This window comes from Microbacterium sp. cf332 (genome assembly GCF_900102175.1).
In the GTDB taxonomy this organism is placed as follows: domain Bacteria; phylum Actinomycetota; class Actinomycetes; order Actinomycetales; family Microbacteriaceae; genus Microbacterium.
Genome location: NZ_FNKN01000003.1, coordinates 551,364 through 569,453 on the forward strand (window position 1 = coordinate 551,364; position 18,090 = coordinate 569,453).

The 18,090-nt window shown below is 69.6% G+C and carries 21 protein-coding genes, 1 tRNA gene and 1 pseudogene; 11 read left to right on the forward strand and 12 right to left on the reverse strand.

Going from position 1 to position 18,090, the window contains the following annotated elements:
* Nucleotides 1–60 precede the first annotated feature (60 nt).
* From BLT21_RS14240 to BLT21_RS14255, 4 genes are all read right to left on the reverse strand, one after another.
* On the reverse strand, nt 61–612 hold the full coding sequence (locus BLT21_RS14240) for a GNAT family N-acetyltransferase (protein WP_091503247.1): 552 nt from the start codon (nt 610–612) through the stop codon (nt 61–63).
* Entirely contained in the window at nt 609–977 is a 369-nt protein-coding gene (locus tag BLT21_RS14245) for an SdpI family protein (RefSeq protein ID WP_091503249.1), read from the reverse strand. Before BLT21_RS14245 ends, BLT21_RS14240 begins: the two co-directional genes overlap by 4 nt.
* 107 nt (nt 978–1,084) lie before the next feature.
* Entirely contained in the window at nt 1,085–1,369 is a 285-nt protein-coding gene (locus BLT21_RS14250) for a HesB/IscA family protein (RefSeq protein ID WP_091503251.1), read from the reverse strand.
* Between the two features lie 118 nt (nt 1,370–1,487).
* On the reverse strand, nt 1,488–2,126 hold the full coding sequence (locus BLT21_RS14255) for a hypothetical protein (RefSeq protein ID WP_143024996.1): 639 nt from the start codon (nt 2,124–2,126) through the stop codon (nt 1,488–1,490).
* 85 nt (nt 2,127–2,211) lie between these two features.
* Between BLT21_RS14255 and BLT21_RS14260 the strand changes: the two genes are divergently transcribed.
* Nucleotides 2,212–2,283, forward strand: a tRNA-Arg gene (locus BLT21_RS14260).
* Nucleotides 2,284–2,482: 199 nt separating this feature from the next.
* On the opposite strand, the pseudogene BLT21_RS14265 reads toward BLT21_RS14260, so the two are convergent.
* From BLT21_RS14265 to BLT21_RS14280, 4 genes and pseudogenes are all read right to left on the reverse strand, one after another.
* Nucleotides 2,483–3,037 (reverse strand): annotated as a pseudogene (locus tag BLT21_RS14265) (tyrosine-type recombinase/integrase); the annotation flags it as partial.
* Nucleotides 3,038–3,618: 581 nt separating this feature from the next.
* Nucleotides 3,619–4,017, reverse strand: a complete 399-nt coding sequence (locus BLT21_RS14270) for a DUF6992 family protein (RefSeq protein WP_091503255.1) — start codon at nt 4,015–4,017, stop codon at nt 3,619–3,621.
* An 88-nt stretch (nt 4,018–4,105) separates the two neighbouring features.
* On the reverse strand, nt 4,106–5,272 hold the full coding sequence (locus tag BLT21_RS14275) for a DUF697 domain-containing protein (RefSeq protein ID WP_091503257.1): 1,167 nt from the start codon (nt 5,270–5,272) through the stop codon (nt 4,106–4,108).
* Nucleotides 5,273–5,347: 75 nt separating this feature from the next.
* On the reverse strand, nt 5,348–6,127 hold the full coding sequence (locus BLT21_RS14280) for an alpha/beta fold hydrolase (protein ID WP_091503260.1): 780 nt from the start codon (nt 6,125–6,127) through the stop codon (nt 5,348–5,350).
* A gap of 100 nt (nt 6,128–6,227) precedes the next feature.
* On the opposite strand from BLT21_RS14280, the gene BLT21_RS14285 reads away from it, so the two are divergent.
* The 4 genes from BLT21_RS14285 (at nt 6,228) to abc-f (ending at nt 9,571) form a co-directional block, all read left to right on the forward strand.
* On the forward strand, nt 6,228–6,869 hold the full coding sequence (locus BLT21_RS14285; protein WP_091503262.1) for a hypothetical protein: 642 nt from the start codon (nt 6,228–6,230) through the stop codon (nt 6,867–6,869).
* A 60-nt stretch (nt 6,870–6,929) separates the two neighbouring features.
* Nucleotides 6,930–7,157, forward strand: coding sequence for an RNA-binding S4 domain-containing protein (locus tag BLT21_RS14290; RefSeq protein ID WP_091503264.1), 228 nt, complete (start codon nt 6,930–6,932; stop codon nt 7,155–7,157).
* Between the two features lie 67 nt (nt 7,158–7,224).
* Nucleotides 7,225–7,866: a hypothetical protein gene (locus tag BLT21_RS14295; RefSeq protein WP_091503266.1), complete on the forward strand. Its 642-nt coding sequence runs from the start codon at nt 7,225–7,227 to the stop codon at nt 7,864–7,866.
* A gap of 61 nt (nt 7,867–7,927) precedes the next feature.
* On the forward strand, nt 7,928–9,571 hold the full coding sequence (gene abc-f / locus BLT21_RS14300) for a ribosomal protection-like ABC-F family protein (RefSeq protein WP_091503268.1): 1,644 nt from the start codon (nt 7,928–7,930) through the stop codon (nt 9,569–9,571).
* Nucleotides 9,572–9,679: 108 nt separating this feature from the next.
* Here the strand turns inward: abc-f and BLT21_RS15895 are convergent, their stop codons facing one another.
* Nucleotides 9,680–10,063 carry a GntR family transcriptional regulator gene (locus BLT21_RS15895; protein WP_256336091.1) on the reverse strand — a complete coding sequence of 128 codons (384 nt, stop codon included), beginning with the start codon at nt 10,061–10,063 and terminating at the stop codon, nt 9,680–9,682.
* Nucleotides 10,060–11,103: a hypothetical protein gene (locus tag BLT21_RS15900; protein WP_256336092.1), complete on the reverse strand. Its 1,044-nt coding sequence runs from the start codon at nt 11,101–11,103 to the stop codon at nt 10,060–10,062. The genes BLT21_RS15895 and BLT21_RS15900 overlap by 4 nt, the downstream gene beginning before the upstream one ends.
* Nucleotides 11,104–11,233: 130 nt before the next feature.
* On the opposite strand from BLT21_RS15900, the gene BLT21_RS14310 reads away from it, so the two are divergent.
* Entirely contained in the window at nt 11,234–11,689 is a 456-nt protein-coding gene (locus BLT21_RS14310; protein WP_091503270.1) for a DUF805 domain-containing protein, read from the forward strand.
* Between the two features lie 41 nt (nt 11,690–11,730).
* On the opposite strand, the gene BLT21_RS15705 is transcribed toward BLT21_RS14310, so the two are convergent.
* Nucleotides 11,731–12,108: a hypothetical protein gene (locus BLT21_RS15705; RefSeq protein WP_176786925.1), complete on the reverse strand. Its 378-nt coding sequence runs from the start codon at nt 12,106–12,108 to the stop codon at nt 11,731–11,733.
* A gap of 212 nt (nt 12,109–12,320) precedes the next feature.
* Here BLT21_RS15705 and BLT21_RS15710 point away from each other — a divergent pair, with 212 nt between their 5' ends.
* From BLT21_RS15710 to BLT21_RS14335, 5 genes are all read left to right on the forward strand, one after another.
* Nucleotides 12,321–12,482: a hypothetical protein gene (locus BLT21_RS15710; RefSeq protein ID WP_176786926.1), complete on the forward strand. Its 162-nt coding sequence runs from the start codon at nt 12,321–12,323 to the stop codon at nt 12,480–12,482.
* A 126-nt stretch (nt 12,483–12,608) separates the two neighbouring features.
* The gene (locus BLT21_RS14320) at nt 12,609–13,928 is read left to right on the forward strand and encodes an ABC transporter substrate-binding protein (protein ID WP_091503272.1); all 1,320 of its coding nucleotides are present in this window, start codon (nt 12,609–12,611) and stop codon (nt 13,926–13,928) included.
* Nucleotides 13,929–13,992: 64 nt separating this feature from the next.
* A complete protein-coding gene (locus tag BLT21_RS14325; protein WP_091503274.1) occupies nt 13,993–14,886 on the forward strand; it encodes a carbohydrate ABC transporter permease in 894 nt (297 codons plus the stop codon).
* The gene (locus tag BLT21_RS14330) at nt 14,880–15,818 is read left to right on the forward strand and encodes a carbohydrate ABC transporter permease (protein WP_091503276.1); all 939 of its coding nucleotides are present in this window, start codon (nt 14,880–14,882) and stop codon (nt 15,816–15,818) included. Before BLT21_RS14325 ends, BLT21_RS14330 begins: the two co-directional genes overlap by 7 nt.
* Before the next feature lie 4 nt (nt 15,819–15,822).
* Nucleotides 15,823–17,157, forward strand: coding sequence for a cellulase-like family protein (locus BLT21_RS14335; RefSeq protein ID WP_091503278.1), 1,335 nt, complete (start codon nt 15,823–15,825; stop codon nt 17,155–17,157).
* Nucleotides 17,158–17,173: 16 nt separating this feature from the next.
* Here BLT21_RS14335 and BLT21_RS14340 read toward each other — a convergent pair whose 3' ends face one another.
* Nucleotides 17,174–18,046, reverse strand: coding sequence for a helix-turn-helix transcriptional regulator (locus tag BLT21_RS14340; protein WP_371113449.1), 873 nt, complete (start codon nt 18,044–18,046; stop codon nt 17,174–17,176).
* Nucleotides 18,047–18,090: the final 44 nt, after the last annotated feature.

An 18,090-nucleotide genomic window follows, 5' to 3' on the forward strand; every position in this document is an offset into this window, starting at 1 on the left:
GCGCCGCAGAAGGGCCCAAGGCGCCAGGTGAGGCGGGCGAATTAGCTCGGAGCGCCCGCCTTACGCCTCCAGGATCTTCTGGAACAGGCGATGGTCCTGCCAGCGCCCGGCGATGCGCAGGTACGCGGGCGCGAGCCCGAACTCGACGAACCCGCACCGGGTCAGCACCGTCTGCGATGCGACGTTGTCGACGAGCGTTCCGGCCTGGATGCGGTGCAGTTCCAGCATCGTCGCGGCGAGGCGCGACACCTCGTTCACCGTAGCCGTCATGAGGCCGCGGCCCGCATAGCGCTGATCGATCCAATACCCGAGGTTGCCGCTCTGGAATGCTCCTCGGACGATGCCGGAGAGAGTGATCCGTCCGATGATGCGCGACCCGTCTGCCAGCACGAGGGGGAGCGTGGTCTCGGCGTCGCGGCCCGCGATGAGCGCGGCGATCTCGGTCTGCTGTCCCGCCTCGGAATGGAAGTCGTTCGTGCGGAGGGGTTCGTACGGCGCGAGATGCTCGCTGTTGCGCAGGTATGCCTCGGCGAGAGGCGCCGCATCCGAGGTTCTGATCGACCGCAGCGAGACGCCGTGGCTCAGCGCGATGTCGATCGATGCGAGGTTCATCGTGCGGTGTCCGCGACGGCGACGGCTACCTTCGTGCCCACGCGGGTCGCCCACAGCATCACGAGCAGCATCAGCACGGCGCCGATGAGGACGCCGATCGTGAGCGCCGTCGTCGAGATGGGTAGGAGGGTGCATGCGGCGATCACGCAGGCGACGTATCCGGCGACGAGAGTGGGGCGCTTCGCGCGCACGTGCGCGGCGAGCCACGCTTCGTCGCTGGCCATGGTCGTGGGGGTGCGGATGCCGGCAAGCGAGTTGCGCTTCAGCTTCCCGGATGCCGCGGCCCGCGCCATCCAGATGATCGCGGCGCCGGAGCCGCCCATCGTGATGAAGAGGACGATGCGAGCGATGAGATCGGTTTCCATCACTTCGACCATATCGGGGGCGACGTGACGTGCCGCCGCCGGACAGACGAGAGCCCCGGCAGCCGGGCTGAGGAGGCGGCTGTCGGGGCTCTCGAGATTTCGGGGTGTCAGGCGGCGCGGACGCCGAGCGCGAAGCTGATCGCGCCCTCTCCGTCGACCTGGGCGTCGAGCACGCGGTCGTCGAGCGCGAGCGCTGCGGCCGGGTCGACGAACACGCGTGCGCCGTCTGCTTCGACGACGGCGTCCTCGCTCTGGGGAGCCTCGGCGAGGGCGAGGGCGAAGCCGGTCTCGGGGGAGCCGGAGTCGCTGATGCGGATACCGCCGGTCTCGGCGGGGATCTGGGCGGTGAGGTTCTTCACCGCGGTGGCGGCGTTCTCGGTGAGCGTGAGCATGAAGCTCTCCTTCCGTGGATTGCTGCGGAGCCCGCCACGATTCCGAGAATCCGGGCCGAACGCAAACCTGGGCCGTGACTCCCAGGGGATTCGGAAGGTTCGGGGAGCGTGCGATGCGTCACAAGCTTCGGGCGAGGACGAAGCTCACGATCAGCCCGAGCAGCAGGCAGCAGACCCACGCGGTCGCCGCCGAGACGTACCAGTTCTGGCGAAGTTCGAGACCGAGACGATCCGGGTGATCGCGCGGGGTGCGGCGGAGGCTCCGCTGGGTGATGAGCATCGGCGGAACCATCAGCACGAAGCACAGCAGCAGACCGATCAGCTGCAGAAGTGCGCTCGACGACCGTCCGCCCGGAGCGATGATCTGCCACGCCTCGGCCAGCGCAAGGGTGATGTTCCTCGGCCCGCACAGCGCGACGAGACCCGCCGCACCGACGACCATGACGAGCATGCGGAGAACGCGATCCGGTGTCGTCACGGAGACTCTCGGTGGCGTGGCGCCGTGGTGCTGGTGAGCCCAGAACTCGCGGTGCGCTCGCCGTCCCGCGAGCGGCCACACCGCGACGGCGACGAGCGCCGCGAGCACCCAGCCGAGCCACTCGTCGCCCTGCATCGGAATACCGAGCGCGTGGAACGCAATGAGTCCACCGATCCAGGCGGCCATCGCGGCGGAGAAGAGAACGAAGGCGGCGAGGAGCCCGAGCGCCGTCCGCAGTGGCCTGCGCGTTGGCGCGGTGGCTGGGGTGTCTCGGGTCACGTCGGTCAGCATAGGGCTGGGGCGCGCCAGGGATGAGGAGGGGCGGGATGCGGCCGCCCCCGGCCGTCTAGACTTGGCATGCCTTGCCTCTGTAGCTCAGTGGAAGAGCCACTCCGTCCTAAGGAGCGGGTCGGGGGTTCGAATCCCTCCAGGGGCACACTCTCTTTTGCCCATGACCAGGTATTTCTTCCGTGGTCAGACCTCTCAGGATCGCGTTTTGCCCGCTTTTGCCCGCATTTGTAGACGCTGTGAATGGAAACAGAGCCCGGCAAAGCGCGACATCCGGCGTCCCCGAACGCCAAATCGGCGTGTTTCGCGTGGCTTCGAAGTCGACGAGAAATTGAGCAATCTGCTCTCTACAGTCGGGTCGGCAATACGTAGCGTGTCTGCGGACCCGCTGGCAACGCCACGAGCGGCATCTGGGCGTTGAGTCGTGACGCGACGGCATCCAGACCGTCGTCGAAGAGGTCGGCGTAGGTGTCGAGTGTCATCGCCGCCGAAGCGTGCCCGAGCATCCGTTGCACGACCTTCACGTTGGCGCCGGAGCTGATCGCGAGCGATGCGGCGGTGTGGCGGAGGTCGTGCGGCGTGAGCCGGGGGATCGACGGGTCGACGGTCTGTGCGCGCTGCACCGCGTTCGCGAACCATCCCTGGCTGCCGGAGTTGCGCATGTGGTGGACGCCGTCGCCGAAGAGCGATCCTTCCGGGCCCTTGCCGGCGCAGGCTTGTTCGATCATCGGGGCGAGGCCATCGGGGTAGGGGACCGAGCGCTTCTCGTGCGTCTTCGGCATGCCGACATGAATCTCGTAGCCGATCATCACCGCGTTCTCCTCGATGACGAAGCGCTTGCGCAGCCGGTTCACGCTGCGCACCCGCAACCCCGTCGCCTCTCCCCAGCGCAAGCCGGTGTAGGTGAGCGTGAGAACCGTGGTCGCCCCCGGGTCTCACGATCTGCTCGCTCAGCGATCCCGTCTTCAGGGTCTCGTGCTGGCACGCCGTCCTCTCTCGGCGCGAGTGCTGTCGAGCCTTGTGCTGCGTCGCAGGCTGGAGAAGGTGCTCAGTGTGGCCCCTGATCACTCGGTGGCCAACTACCTGATCGGGCGGTGGCATCTGGCGACGCCCGCTCCTCTGGGTGGTGGCGCGGCGCGCGCAGAGGTGGCGTTTCGCCGGAGCGCGGGGTCAGCGGAGGTGGGGGACACGCGTGCGCTCGCGGCGCTCGCCGAATTGTACGCCGCGGCGGGGCGCGTCAGTGAAGCGCTCGAAGCTCTCCGACGGATCGCTGACGCGCCGACGGGCGGCGATGCCCGAGCCGAGATGTGTGCCGAGCGGGCGCGATCAAGAGTCGCGGAGTTGTCTCTATCAAGGCCGGAAGGCGGCGACACGGCAGGATCGGCATTCCGTCCGCGTGGACCGCCGGCGCACTCGCACGTGCTTCGGCGGTTGCGCCAGCTGGCCCGAGCGGAATGGGCCGATCGTCGAGGCTGACCGAGCGTCAGCGCCGGAGGCGCCGGGCGGCGCTCAAATCGATGACGAACAGCGCCGCCCCCTGCAGCACGACGGCCAGGCCGTGGCCGCGCGCGTCGGCGGGTCGCAAGCGGCCGCCGAGCGTCGGCGTACGGACGGCGAGATGGGCGCCCGCGGCGACGTAGCCGGCATCGAGTGCGGCGTTCACGAGCAGGATGCGGCGCAGGGTCTGCGCGTGCGAGACCTTATCCCTCCCACGGGTGACCGCCGCGAGCGTGAGGTCGATCGCGCCCCACATCAGGGTCTGCACTCCGAACCCGCGCGTGCGTCGCGGGAGCGCGAATGCGCCACCGACGAGCACGGCTGCCGTGCCCCACCGCGTCAGCCGACGGACTACGGTGCGGGTCACGGTGCGCGCGGAGCTCATGGACCCATCATGGTGCGGCGGGGCCGCGGCATCCCGCCACTGTCGTCCCACCCGCCGGCGACCTAGACTCAGCCGCACCACCAGCGCGTCAGCGCTTCAGCACGCGCCGCTCCGCCATCTTGCGTACGACCTCGAGCAACCCGGGTGCGTAGTCGCCCCACGAATCGGTGACCTTCGAGACGTCGATCTTGCCGGTGTGCACGTTCTCGCACATCCGCAGCCAGGCCTCGCCGGTGGCGGCGGTGAGGGCGAAGGCGACTCCCGCGTTGATCACGCTCCCGGCACCGGGGATGAGTTTGAGGAAGCTCCGTGCCAGCGCCTGTCCGCTGATCTGGACGCCGAGCTGAGCGAGGGCTCCCGCCGACATCATCGTGGTGAGCTCGAGGTCGTAGATCGCCGCGATTCGGCCCATCATCGCGAGCTGGATCGGCGCGAGAACCACGGCGTCGGCAACCGGAACGGGAACCGCCGCGGCTGCCGCTGCGGCTCCTGCGGCACCGGTGATGACGGGGCGGGCGAGTTCGCGCTTCCACGGGAGGTTGAGTCTCTGCGCGATGCGAAAGGCGTCCTTCTCGTTGTCCGGCGAGAGGGTCAGGGTCTCGGCCACGAGCTCACCGAGGCCGTGCCCCTTGCCCTTCCCGTGCTTGCCGGCGGTGGAGGTGAGGATGACGCGCTGAATCGGGATGTGGATCGGCCGCCCCTCGCCGTCGACGGGCTCTTCGAGCCATTCCTGGAACTCGGTCACGTCGTCCGGTGCGCTGCGCTTGCCCGTGATCGGGTTCTTCGACCAATCGACCTTGGTGAGCACGAGGATGACGGGGAGCCCCGCGGCGTCGAGCTCGCGGATCATGTCGATGTCGGGCTGTGTGAGCCGCGGCAGCTGCGAGAGCACGCAGTACCAGACGACGGAGACCTGCTCGATGGCCGGGCGTTGGGAGATCGTGCGCAGATGACCCCGCAGGATGTCTGCCGGGGGAGCGGCGGATCCGATCTCGAACCCTTCGATGTCCCAGATGCCGAGAGAGGGATCGCTGTAGTACTTCACGCCTCGTGTGACGGGCAGGCCTTTCCCGACCTTGGCGAGGTCACGGCCGAACACCGCGTTGACGAGCGAGGACTTGCCGACGCCGGTGCCGCCGATGACGGCGAGGTTGAAGCGCCCGTACCGCGACTTCGCCTCGGAGTTCGCCTCGATGAACGCCCGCTCGTCGGCCGCTGAGGCTTTCGGCGTCTTCTTGTCGCGCTTGTCAGTCACAGGTCGATCATCCCTCTCATCGAGGGATTCGGGCTCATCGTACGAACGGGCTTCGCTTCCACGCTCAGCCGCATCTCAGGCGGTGCTGTCCAGCACGAGGCGCGCGGTTTCCGCCGGCTGGTCCCAGTGCGGGAAGTGACCGCACTTCTCGAACCAGTGCAACGTGGCATCCGGGAACAGCTCGGTCGCCCGCGCTGCCTCGCTCGGAACAGTGACTCTGTCGTTCCGCCCCCATCCGATGACCATCCTGCCCGTGAGCGAACCCGCCGGCGCCCCCTCCTGGCGGGGCCCGTGAATCAGAGCATCAAGGGCGGGATCCAGGCTGGTCGATGTCTTGAACCCGCGAAGCTCACGCAGCACCAGATCCTGCGGCAGCTTCCAGGGGTGGGCGGAGAACTGCAGCAGCAGGGCTGTGCGGCCTACGGCGTTGCCCGTGAGGAACGGCAACGCCGGTTGGATCCGGCGCACCAGTGCTACGGAAGCCTTGATGCTCTCACCGAAGATCGCCGCCTGACGGTCATTCCAGAAGCCGCCAGGGTCCAGTGCGACGGTGTTGCCGGCATGCCCTCGACGCGCCATCTCCATCGCTATCCGGGCGCCCATGGAGCTACCGACCACGTCGACGTCGCCCAATCCCGCGTCGCGTATGAAGTCCTCGACGGCACTCGTCAGCGTGGCGATCGTGGTCTCGCCGGTGAGCGGCGCGGACTCGCCGCAACCAGGGAGGTCGACGGCGATGACCTCGCGCTCAGCCGCCAGCGCCGGGATCACCGGTGCCCAGTTGCCGCTGCTGGAGCCGAGCCCATGAACCAGGAGCAATGGCTTACCGGAGCCCTGCCGGATTGAGTGCAACATGGGTTCACCGTAAGCCGGAGGGGTGCGACAGCCGAGACCGTTGCCAGGTCGGCCCCGAACGCATATGCGTTCGTGAGAGCGCCGCCGATAAGGTCGACGCATGTCGTCACGCATTCTCCGCGTAGCGGTGCTCTCATTCCTGCTGGTGATGGTGAGTGGCTGCGCGGGTCAGGTCGATGACATGGACTCTTCCCCCTCGCCGACCGACTCCCGCGAGACGCCCGCGCCCAGTGCCGTAAGCCCGACAGCGGAGCCGGGGGTCACGCCGCCCCCGGAGCGGGCCGCGCTCCCGGACTGCTCAAATCTGATCGGCATCGAGCAGGTGCGTGTTTCCGTCAATGACGATCGGGTCGAAGGCCCGGATCCGCTCGAGGTCGTCGAGGCGCCGGACGTGTTGGGGCCTGCGGCACAAGACGCGTTCGACACCGCCGCAGATGTGGTGGGTTGCACGTACGGCATTCCTGAAACGGGCGGAGGGTTCTCCGTCATGGTTCTCGACATCGACGAGGAAGCGGCATCGGAGCTCGTCAGCGCGCTGGCTGAATCCGACGAGTACGAGCACACGACGCGCGACGAGATCGCCATGTTCTCAAAGGGCATCCCGGAAGGCCTCGGTACATACCTGGGATACGCATTCGCCGATAACGTTTGGGCGATCGTCCACGGCAGCATGGTCGGCCCCACGACTTCCGTCAACGTTGCCGCAGACGCCGTCGCTGCCGCGTTGGCGCGAGCGGCGTAGACAAGTCAGCGCCGTGGTGGTCGTGATCCTCCAGGCATCGCGCTCGGCTAGCATTTCCGCATGGCCAAAGCACCGCGCATCACCGACGTCTCGATCGGGAGCGACGGCATCCGTCTCGGCCAGTTCATGAAGTTCGCGGGTCTGCTCGACTCGGGCGGCGACGTGAAGGAGGCCATCATCGACGGCTTCGTCATGGTCAACGGCGAGGTCGACCGGCGGCGAGGACGTCAGCTGCAGCACGATGACGTCGTCGAGTTCGACGGCCGCGGGGCTCGCGTCCGTCCGTGAGGTGACACGTCTCGCCGCTGTCGAGCGCCGAGCCGCGTAGCTCCACGGGCTGCGCCAAACTGTCCGGATGGAACAGTTCCTCGATGCTGACGTTCCCGCAGGGCGTGAAGCGGTCGCCGGCATCCCGCTCCCGCCGTTCGCAACGGCCGCCGACCACCGGCGCTACCTCGACATGCTGCAGCTCTACCTCGCCATGCTCGATCCCGGAGCACCCGCGACGAACACGGTCATCCTCAACGAAGCTCTCGCCGCCGAGCGTCGGCGTGCGGATGCCGGACCCCTCAGCCCGCTCGCGCTGACTGCGAGCCTGTCGTCGTTCTTCCCCGCGCCCTGGACCCCCGACGCCCTTGCCGCAGCCCTCGCCGGCCGCATCGGCGCGCCCCTCCGTCACCGTGATGCGTGGCGGTGGATGGGTGATCCCGACTTCTCCGCGGTTCCGCGCGAGGGTGGCGGCTGGGACATCGTCCGCCACGAGCGCGGATCGTTCTCGAACGGGGTCCTCGCTCACGACGGCGACCTCGTCCTGTTGTGGATGGACCATTTCCGGTCGCGGTTTCCGCTGCCCTTCGGTCACGCGTACGAGCGCAGCGACGCGGCGCTTCTCGCCCCCGCGGTCCGCGCGGCCCGCCGCGCCCACGACGTGAACACCGCCTACCCCTACCTCGTCACCTGGCGCGCGGCCCGCGACGCGGCGCTCGGAGGGGGCTAGGCGCCCTCCGACCATCCCGCACCGATCCGGCGCCCATCCCGCCAGATGGAAGAATCGTCCGGTGACCGCAACTCTCGTCGCTCAGGGCCTCGCCGGCGGATACGGCCACCGCACACTCTTCGACGGCGTCGATCTCACCGTCAGTCCGGGTGACGTCGTCGGTGTCGTCGGCGCGAACGGCGCCGGCAAGTCGACGCTCCTCCGCATCCTCGCCGGACGCGACGCGCCCCAGGCAGGCACCGTGAGCCTCGCTCCCGCCGATGCGTTCGTCGGCTGGCTGCCGCAGGAGCACGAGCGCGTCGAGGGCGAGACCGTCGCCGCGTACATCGCCCGCCGCACCGGGTGCGCCGAGGCGACGGCGGAGATGGATGCCGCGGCATCCGACCTCGGCGATCCCTCGATCCCGGGCGCCGACGACCGGTACGCCACCGCCCTCGAGCGCTGGCTCGCGAGCGGTGCGGCCGACCTCGACGAGCGGCTGCCGATCGTGCTCGCCGACCTCGGGCTCGAGCTCGACGCCGACGGCATCCACATGACATCCCTCTCGGGCGGTCAGGCGGCGCGCGTCGGACTCGCGGCCCTGCTGCTGTCGCGCTTCGACATCGTGCTGCTCGACGAACCCACGAACGACCTCGACCTCGACGGTCTCGAGCGCCTCGAAGCGTTCGTGCGCGGCCTGCGCGGGGGAGTCGTGCTGGTCAGCCACGACCGCGAGTTCCTCGCGCGCAGCGTTACACGCGTGCTCGAGCTCGACCTCGCGCAGAACTCCCACCGCATCTACGGCGGCGGCTACGACGCCTACCTCGAAGAGCGGGCGACCGTGCGGCGTCACGCGCGCGAGAAGTACGACGAGTTCGCGGGCAAGAAGGCCGACCTCGTCGCGCGTGCCCGGGTGCAGCGCGAGTGGTCGAGCCAGGGCGTCCGCAACGCGATGAAGAAGAGCCCCGACAACGACAAGATCCGGCGCAAGGCGGCGACGGAGTCGAGCGAGAAGCAGGCGCAGAAGGTTCGCCAGATGGAGAGCCGCATCGCCCGGCTCGAAGAGGTCGACGAGCCCCGCAAGGAATGGCAGCTCGAGTTCACGATCGGCGCCGCGCCGCGGTCGAGCTCCGTCGTCTCGACGCTCAACGGTGCCGTCGTCCGACAGGGCTCGTTCACGCTCGGGCCGGTGTCGTTGCAGGTGAACGCCGGCGACCGCATCGGCATCACGGGGCCGAACGGTGCCGGCAAGTCGACACTGCTGCGCACGATCCTCGGTCGGCAGACTCCTGACGAGGGATCGGCGGGACTCGGGTCGAGCGTGAGCATCGGCGAGATCGATCAGGCGCGATCGCTGCTCGTGGGCTCACGCCCGCTGGCCGACGCGTTCGAGGCGCTCGTGCCCGAGATGGCGTCCGGCGAGGTCCGAACGCTGCTCGCGAAGTTCGGTCTCAAGGCCGACCACGTGCTCCGCCCGGTCGACGAGCTGTCGCCGGGGGAGCGCACCCGCGCCGGTCTCGCGCTGCTGCAGGCGCGCGGCGTGAACGTTCTGGTGCTCGACGAGCCGACCAACCACCTCGATCTGCCCGCGATCGAACAGCTCGAGCAGGCGATGGAGTCGTACGACGGCACGCTGCTGCTCGTCACTCACGACCGGCGGATGCTGGATGCCGTGAGCACCAACCGTCGCTGGCACATCGAAGGCGGGCGGATGACCGAGGCCTGACCGGGCGAACCCCTCCCGACGGGGTCAGGCACCAGGGGATGGCCGACGAACCCTATTGCTCATCGTCATCGTCATCGTCCGCGGCGGCCTCTGACGCGGTCGTCGCGGTCAGCTCGCAGCTTGCTCGGTCTGGGCGTTCCACTGCGCCCGCAGCACGCTCACGACATCGTCGATCGCGGTGCCGGTGCGCAGTGCCTCGTCGGTCAGGTCGCGGATGCGCTTCAGCACCGCGTGGGGGAGGACCGCGGCGGATTCCGCGACCCGCGTGCCCGCGGCGGTGCGGCTGACCACGAGTCCCTCCTGCTCGAGCAGCTTGTACGCCTTCGCGACGGTGCCGGGAGCGACGCCGAGGTCGGCGGCGGTCTGCCGCACGGTCGGCAGACGCTCGTTCGCCGCGAGCATGCCCGAGACGATGAGCCCGCGGAGCTGCAGGTAGATCTCGCGCGACGGGCTGGCCTCGTCGGCGGGGGACAGCGGACGGGTGAGGGTCACCGTGCGTACCCGACATCGGTCGAGGTGGCCGGCGCGGGCGCCACGGCCTCGACCGCGCTCGGCACGAGCGAGCCGGCCACGACGAGCAGCAAGCACAGCCCGATGATCTCGACGATCGGCGCCGCCGCACCGGCAAGTGACGCGAGCTCTGCGAACCGCCAGGCGACGTCGTACGTCGCAGCACCGCTCGCGTCCTCGATCGTCAGGGTCGTGGTCGACCCGGCGTTGCCGACGAGTCGCCACGCCGCTGCGAGAGCGATCAGGGCGGCGCCCGTGCTCAGCATCACGATGCTGCCGGCGGTCCGGCGCCGGGCGGCGCGCTCGATCGCGACTGCTTCGGGGCGGAGGAAGGAACGCGCCGCGCTGCGGTCGAGACCGCGCCAGGCGGTGATCACGAGCAGTGCCAGGGTGATGAGGGCCGGCACGCCGTAGACCCAGCCGTAGAAGGTGACGCGGAGGGGATCGACATCCGGTGCGTTCGGAATCGGCACGACGAGCCACACCCATTCGCCTTCGGCGTTCGGGGATGACGCTATGCCCGCGGCGATCGTCGTGGCGGCGACCGCGACGGCGGTCAGGGCGAGCGCGATCAGCGCCCCGCGCGAGCTGAACGAGATCCACGAGCGGCGAATCGGCGGCGACACCGGACGTTCGGGCGAACCCGACCCGCGCGTGCGGATGACGGCGAGCGTGGCGGCGACACCGACGAGGGCGACGACCAACGGTGCGGCGACGCGCCACCACGACGTGCCGGACCCGTTCCAGACGTATCCGCGGAAGAGGAACTCGACGACGAAGCCGAGCGCGACGGAGGCCCCGGCGATGCTCAGCGTGGCGTGCTCACCGAGGTAACGGCGGCGCAGCGACGACCCGCGGGCGCCGATGAGTCCCGCGCGCTCGCTGCCGCCGCTCGTGTTCGCCCGAATCGCCACCACCGTGGCCGCCGCGACGAGACCGATGACGAACGACATCGGGGGCCACACGGCGATCGCCCCGGCGACGTCGAGCAGGCCGAAGGCCGTCGAAAAAGGGATGAGCATGCACGGCGCCTCTCGCTTGTACCTTGCGTGTGGCACAAAATGTATCAGTCATGCGGCACAAACAGGGTGAGGGTTGCTGTATTTCTTCACCGGGGACGAAGCCATGCCGCCGCGCGCGTAGCCTCGACGGATGACGAGCGACGCGAACCGGGCACCGAACCGTCACATCGAGCCCCCGCTCGGACTGCCCTATCCCGGGGCGTCGTTCACCGTCGCCGCGCGGAGGTTCGTGCAGAACTACGCGCGGTTCTCCGGCCGGGCCAGCCGCTCGGAGTTCTGGTGGCCGACGCTCGTCGTCGTGCTTGCCCCGATCCTCGTGCAGATGGTGCGCGGACTCGCTACGGGCGACTGGCGACCGATCGACACGCGCGTCGTGCAGGGACCGGCCGAGATCGTCGTGCTCGCCTTCTCACTCGTCACGCTTCTGCCGCTGCTGGCGGTGACCTGGCGCCGGCTTCACGACACGAACCGCACCGGCATGTGGTTCTTCCTGATCATGATCCCGGTGCTCGGATGGATCGCGCTCGCCATTCTGCTCTCGACGCGGAGCGAGCGCGACGGTGAGCGATTCGACCCGTCCCGCTGATCCGGCGGCGGCCGCTCCGACGGCCTCGAACGGTCTCGCGGCTAGGCGCGGCGGGCGATCAGAGCCGCGAGGACCGCGACGACCGCGATGACAGCGGCGATCCGCAGCGCCTTGCCCGTGCCGCGTGTCACTCCCAGCACGCCGTCGGCGATCGCGACGTTCTGATCGATCCGTGCCGTCGCGAAGCCGGCCGCGGCGTCGACGATCTTGTCTGCGACGTCGGGCACCGCGTCGGGCAGTGCACCCTTGGCCGCTTCCTGCGCCTTGTGGACGACGTTCTTTCCCGCGTCCGCGACACCGTGCACCGCGCGCGACGCAGCTCGCGTCAGGCCCTGGGAGCTCTGTGAGCCGTCGTCCGCCGTCGTCGCCTGATCGGTGGACTCGACATCGGGAGTGGGAGTGGCGTTGGCGTCGGACATGGGGGACTCCGTTCGGTCGGGGTGTTCTCCAGTCGTCACTCTCGCACCGCGGCCCAGCAGGCAAGAGCCACTAGCACAAACCCCCCGATTCGCGTATGCGCGATTCGCGCCGGCCGCGCGCGGGTCGTTCTCGGCGCGCCGCGCCTATGATCGAGCTGACGTCGACGGCATCCGCCGCCCCGCCCTCCGCCCCCGACGAAAGAGCGCCCGCCGTGTCCGACCCGTTCGCCCGTGCCGTGGCGCTGCATCGCCTGCAGGCGATGGGGGCCGGAGCAGCACTGCGCCGCGACGGCCGCGATGAGGGCGCCGCGGGCGAGCTCATCCGCGTGGACTTCTCTGCCGAGGTGGGCGGCGACGAGGTGCTCGAGGCCTGACCGATTCGTCGAATCGTCCAGGTGTGACGCTCGTTCCGCTATGTCGAGCGGTCGGCCGTCGCCCTAGCGTGTGAGATCCGGCTGCTACCCGAGCAGCTCGCATCACACACATGCAAAGGGGCATCGATGTCTACTCCTCCCCGGCGGCTCCGCGGTCGTCGCCTCCTCTCTCTTGCGGTCACGGTCGCCGTCATCGCGCCGCTCGCGGCCTGTTCCGGCCCGGCCGACGACGGACCCGTCACCCTCACCTTCCAGACCTGGGTGCCTGGGATCGACCAGGCGGTCGACCTCTTCAACGAGCAGCACGAGGACATCCAGGTCGAGTTGCAGACGATCGTCTCCGGCGCTGAGGGCGGCTACGCCAAGATGCTCTCGGATGTCCAGGCCGGCAACCCCGCGGATGTCGCGCAGGTCGGATACGACCAGATGCCGACCTTCCTGCTCAACGGTGCCCTCGAAGACATCACCGACTACGTCGGCGACGACGTCGACGTGTTCGCCGACTGGCAGATCGGGGCCACCACCTTCAACGACCGCGTGTACGGCATCCCGCAGGCGGCCGGTCCGATGGGGCTGTACTACCGCTCGGACGTCTTCGCCGAGGCCGGCATCACCGAAGCCCCCGCGACATGGGACGACTTCTACGCCGCTGCCGTCGCCGTACGGGCCACCGCCCCCGACCGGTACATCGCCGCATTCGCCCCCAATCAGGCCGCCTGGATGGAGGGCCTCGCCGAGCAGGCGGGCGAGCCCTGGTTCCAGGTCGAGGGCGACGCGTGGAAGGTCGCGATCGACAACCCCGACACGCTCCGCATGGCCGAGTACTGGCAGCGCCTGATCGACGAGGACCTGGTGAAGGTGCAGGCCGACCTCTCGAGCGAGTGGTTCGCCGACGTGCAGGCCGGACGCATCGTGTCGTGGATGAGCGGCTCGTGGGCCGACGCGATCATCCGCAACAACGCTCCCGAGACCGCCGGCGCGTGGTCGGTGGGGCTCATGCCGCAGTGGGATGAGGCGAACCCCCGCTCCGCGAGCTGGTCGGGCGGTTCTGCCAACGTCGTGCTGAAGGGGTCGGCCCACCCCGAGCAGGCGGCCGAGTTCGCGCTGTGGCTCAACAGCAACCTCGACAGCGTGAGCCTGCTCACCGAGAACGGTGCGGGCTGGCCCGCGATCGCCGACGTCGACGCGATCCCCTCGATCCAGTCGGCCCCGGAGGTCTTCGAGTTCTTCGGCGGTCAGGACATCTGGGACGTCTTCGCCGAGTCGAGCGACCAGGTCGCGCGCGACTGGCAATGGCCGCCGCTCGTCGACGCCCTCAACGCGAGCCTGCTCGACGAGGTCGGCGCCGCCGTCGAGTCGGGCACCCCGCTGACCGAGGCCTACGCCGCGGTGCAGGAGCGGATGGTCGCGGAGATGACCGCGAAGGGCATCTCGGTCGCCGACTGACCGTGTCGGGGCGGACGGCAGCGATGCCGTCCGCCCCGCTCGGCCGTGCCCGAAGGGAATCCCCATGCACACCACCCGAAGCCGCCTGCCGCTGCTGTTGCTGCTCGGCCCGTTCCTGATCGCGTTCGCCGTCTTCTACGTCGCCCCCATCGTCTGGGCGATCGTCCAGAGCCTGTTCTCGGTGCGCGCGAGCGGTCTCGGCCTGGGCGCGCCCGAGACGCTGTTCGTGGGTCTCGACAACTACGTCCGCGCGCTCGCCAACCCCGCGTTCGTCTCGAGCCTCGGACGCATCGCGGTCTTCGCGCTGATCCAGGTGCCGCTGATGGTCGTGCTCTCGGCGGTGCTGGCCCTGCTGCTCGAATCGACGAAGGCCCGCTGGCCGCAGTTCTTCCGGGTCGCCTTCTTCATGCCCTACGGCGTCCCGGGCGTCATCGCCTCGCTGCTGTGGAGCTTCCTGTACGTGCCCAGCACGAGCCCGATCCTGCAGGGGCTCTCCGCCGTCGGCATCTCGGCCGCGCCGCTGGACTCCGGGACCGTCATGTTCGCGATCGCGAACATCGGCATATGGACCTTCGCCGGCTACAACATGCTCGTGCTCATCGCAGCGCTGCAGGCGGTGCCTGCCGACCTGTACGAGGCCGCGCGCATCGACGGCGCGGGCGAGTGGCGCATCGTGTGGGAGATCAAGCTGCCGCTCCTGCGCCCCTCGCTCGTGCTGACCACCGTCTTCACGATCATCGGCACGCTGCAGCTGTTCGTCGAACCCCTCGTGCTCCGTCCGCTCACGACCGCCATCAACACCGACTACACGCCGAACCTCGCCGCCTACAACCAGGCGTTCACGCAGAGCAACCCGAACCTCGCCGCCGCGATGGCCGTCATCGTCGCGGTCATCGCCTTCGTGTTCTCGTTCGTCTTCCTGCGGCTGGTCAACCGGAAGGGGAACCGCGCATGGTGATCGCACCCGTCACCGAATCCACCCGGTCGGTCACCACGGAGCAGAGCCCGGGCCGACGTGCGACCCGCCGCCCGAGCGCGGGCGGGCCGGTCGGTGGGTTCTGGGGCTCGCTGCCCACCCTGGCCGTGCTCGTCGCGGCGCTCGTGTACTTCGCGCTGCCCGTGGTGTGGGTGCTCTTCGCCGCCACCAAGAGCAACGCCGACCTGTTCGGGTCGTTCGGCCTGTGGTTCAGCGACGCGCCGCAGCCGCTGACCAACCTCGAGAACCTCTTCACCACCGACCGCGGCATCTACACGCAGTGGCTGCTCAACAGCCTGTTCTACTCGGGCCTCGGCGCGCTGATCGCGACGATCCTCAGCGGCGCGGCAGGCTATGCGTTCGCGAAGTACGCCTTCACCGGGCGCGAGGCCGTCTTCGCGATGATCCTCGGCGGCGTGCTCGTTCCCGCCACGGTGATCGCGCTGCCGACGTACTTCATGTTCAACGCCGTGGGCCTCACCGGCACCTACTGGTCGTTCCTCTTGCCGAGCATCGTCAGCCCGTTCGGCGTGTACCTGTGCCGCATCTACGCGACGGCGGGCGTGCCCGACGAGGTCATCGAGGCGGCGCGACTCGACGGGGCCGGCGACGTGCGCATCTTCGCGACCATGGCGACGCGCATGATGGCGCCCGCGCTCGTGACGGTGTTCCTCTTCCAGTTCGTGGGGATCTGGAACAACTACCTGCTGCCGCTCGTCATGCTCAACGACGCCCGGACGTTCCCGGTCACCCTCGGGCTCATGCTGTGGAACGGCCAGACGCAGCGCGCCCCGCTCTACTACGAGCTCGTCGTCACGGGAGCGGCGGTGTCGGCCGTGCTGCTCATCGTGGTGATGGCCGGTCTGCAACGATTCTGGCGAGCCGGTCTCACCGCCGGCGCGACGAAGGGATGACCCGATGACCCGCTACCTCGGTTCCGGACACGACCCCGCCCCCGACACCCGCGGCCTCACGGGCGCGGTGCCCGCTCACCTGCCGCCGCGCCTGACCATCACGCTGTGGGACTTCTCGTGGTACACCCGGGCCGGTGTGGGCGAGCCCTACGCCCACCTCGACGCGGCGCTCGACGAGGCGGTCGACCGCGGCTACAACGCCATCCGCATCTGCGCCGCGCCGCTGCTGCTGTTCGGCGGCCTCGGACTCGACGAGCTCGCGGGCGACCTCGCGATCGAGGGACTCGGACGGTCGCCGCACGGCGAGGTGTTCGGCAACGGCACCCGCTGGTACGACGTGCCGGGCGGCTACCGGCTCGACCTGCGCCGACGCTTCTTCGACCTGCTCCGCGGCGCTCGCGAACGCGGCATCGTCGTCATCCTGGCCAGCTGGGAGTACCAGCAGTCGCCCGCGTTCGCGGCGGACGAGCAGTGGTTCCGCGCAATCGACGCCGTACCGCTCACCGAGCGCTACGACCTGCTCGCGTCGGCCACGATCCGCATGCTCGACGAGATCGAGGCGGCCGGGCTGGCGGACACGATCGCGTTCGCCGAACTGCACAACGAGGTCGACTTCTCCATCGTCCCCGCCTTCGACGACGGCGGGGACGATGCCCTCGATCGGGTCCGAGCGGCGCACCCCGGTCACCTCGTTACCGCGAGCTACGGCAAGGCCCCCTTCCTCGACCTCGCGGCGCTGTCCGAGCGGTTCCAGGTCGGACAGCTGCACGTCTACGCGTACGGCGTGCTCGACGCACTGCAGCGACGCATCGACATCCGTGCGGAGGGAACCGACGGCTTCCCAGGAGAGGGGATGCGGGCGCTGCTCGTCGCCGAGGCACCGGCGTTCGCCGAGTACGGCCGTGCGGCGGACTGGAAGTTCGAGGCGACCGTCATCACCGACCAGCAGATCTACGGATACGACTGGGTCGACCCGGACCTGTGGGATCGCTGGCTCTACAACCATTACGGGCTCTACCGCGAAGAGATGTTGCGCGAGATCGGCTCGCGAGTCACGGCGCTCGCCGCGTGGTCGCGTCGCCGCGGCATCCCGGCCGTCGTCGGCGAGGGCTGGGTCGGATACACGCCGCTGCGCGCCGACTTCGAGGACGGGCCCGTCGGCACGGAGCTCGCCGAGCACGGGGTGCGGACGGCGCTCGAGCACGGGGTGTGGGGTATGGTGCTGAGCTCGAACGCGGCACCGCATCATCCGCAGTGGGCGGACGTCGCCTGGCAGCGGCGCCTGAACGCCGAGATCCTCGCGGCGCCGACGACCTCGGGGCCGCCCCGCACGGCGTGATCGCCGCCCGACGGGCTCAGCCGCGTCGCTCCTCGCGGAAGCGGCTCGGGCTCATGCCGTGCACGCGCCGGAAGTGCCGCGAGAAGTAGAACGGGTCGGCGTAGCCGACCTCGCCCGCGATCTCGCCGACGGTCCGATCGGTGCGCTCGAGCAGCGTCCGCGCCGCCGTCATCCGCAGCGCCGTGTGATACGCCAGCACCCCGCCGCCGGTCGCCCGCCGGAACAGCGACGTGAGGTGCGAGGCCGAGACCCCGACGAGCGCCGCGAGCTCGCCCACCGGCACCGCGCTGTCGAGCCGTTCGGCCAGGAACGTCATCGCGCGCTCGAGCGGGTCGCCCCGCTCCGGCAGTGCCTGATCGGACGCCAGCTGGGTCATGAGCTTGAACGCGGCACCGGTGACGGCGACGAGACGCACGGGGGACTGGTCGCGCTCCAGCCCGCGAACGATCTCGTCGAGCAGGGCCACGGCGCGCTCGATGCTGTGCAGCCGCACCAGGGGCCGCGCCGCCGTGGTGCCGATCGCCGCGGTCAGGTCATCGACGTCCGACCCGACCACGTGACACCACCAGATCGTCCAGGGGTCGTCCCTGTCAGCGCCGTAGGAGTGGGGTGTGCGTGCGGGCACGACGACCGCACTGCCGGCGCTCACGCGGTGGCGCACGCCGTCGATCTCGAGCCAGCCGGCGCCCGCGGTGCAGACGATCACGATGGTGGTGCGGATGCCGCGCTCCCGCACTCGGCCGTGGTCCGTCGCGTGCGGGAACCAGCCGGCGTCGGTGACGACGAGCCGACGCGTCACGGGACGTTGGAGGGCGGCGGTGATCGCCGGTCCGGGCACGACGCAGAGCCGTTCGCCGGCGAATCCGTCTGAGATGGCCACGGATGCCATGATGGCACATCGCGCGTTCCAGTGGTCGTCGGATCGTCCAGGGT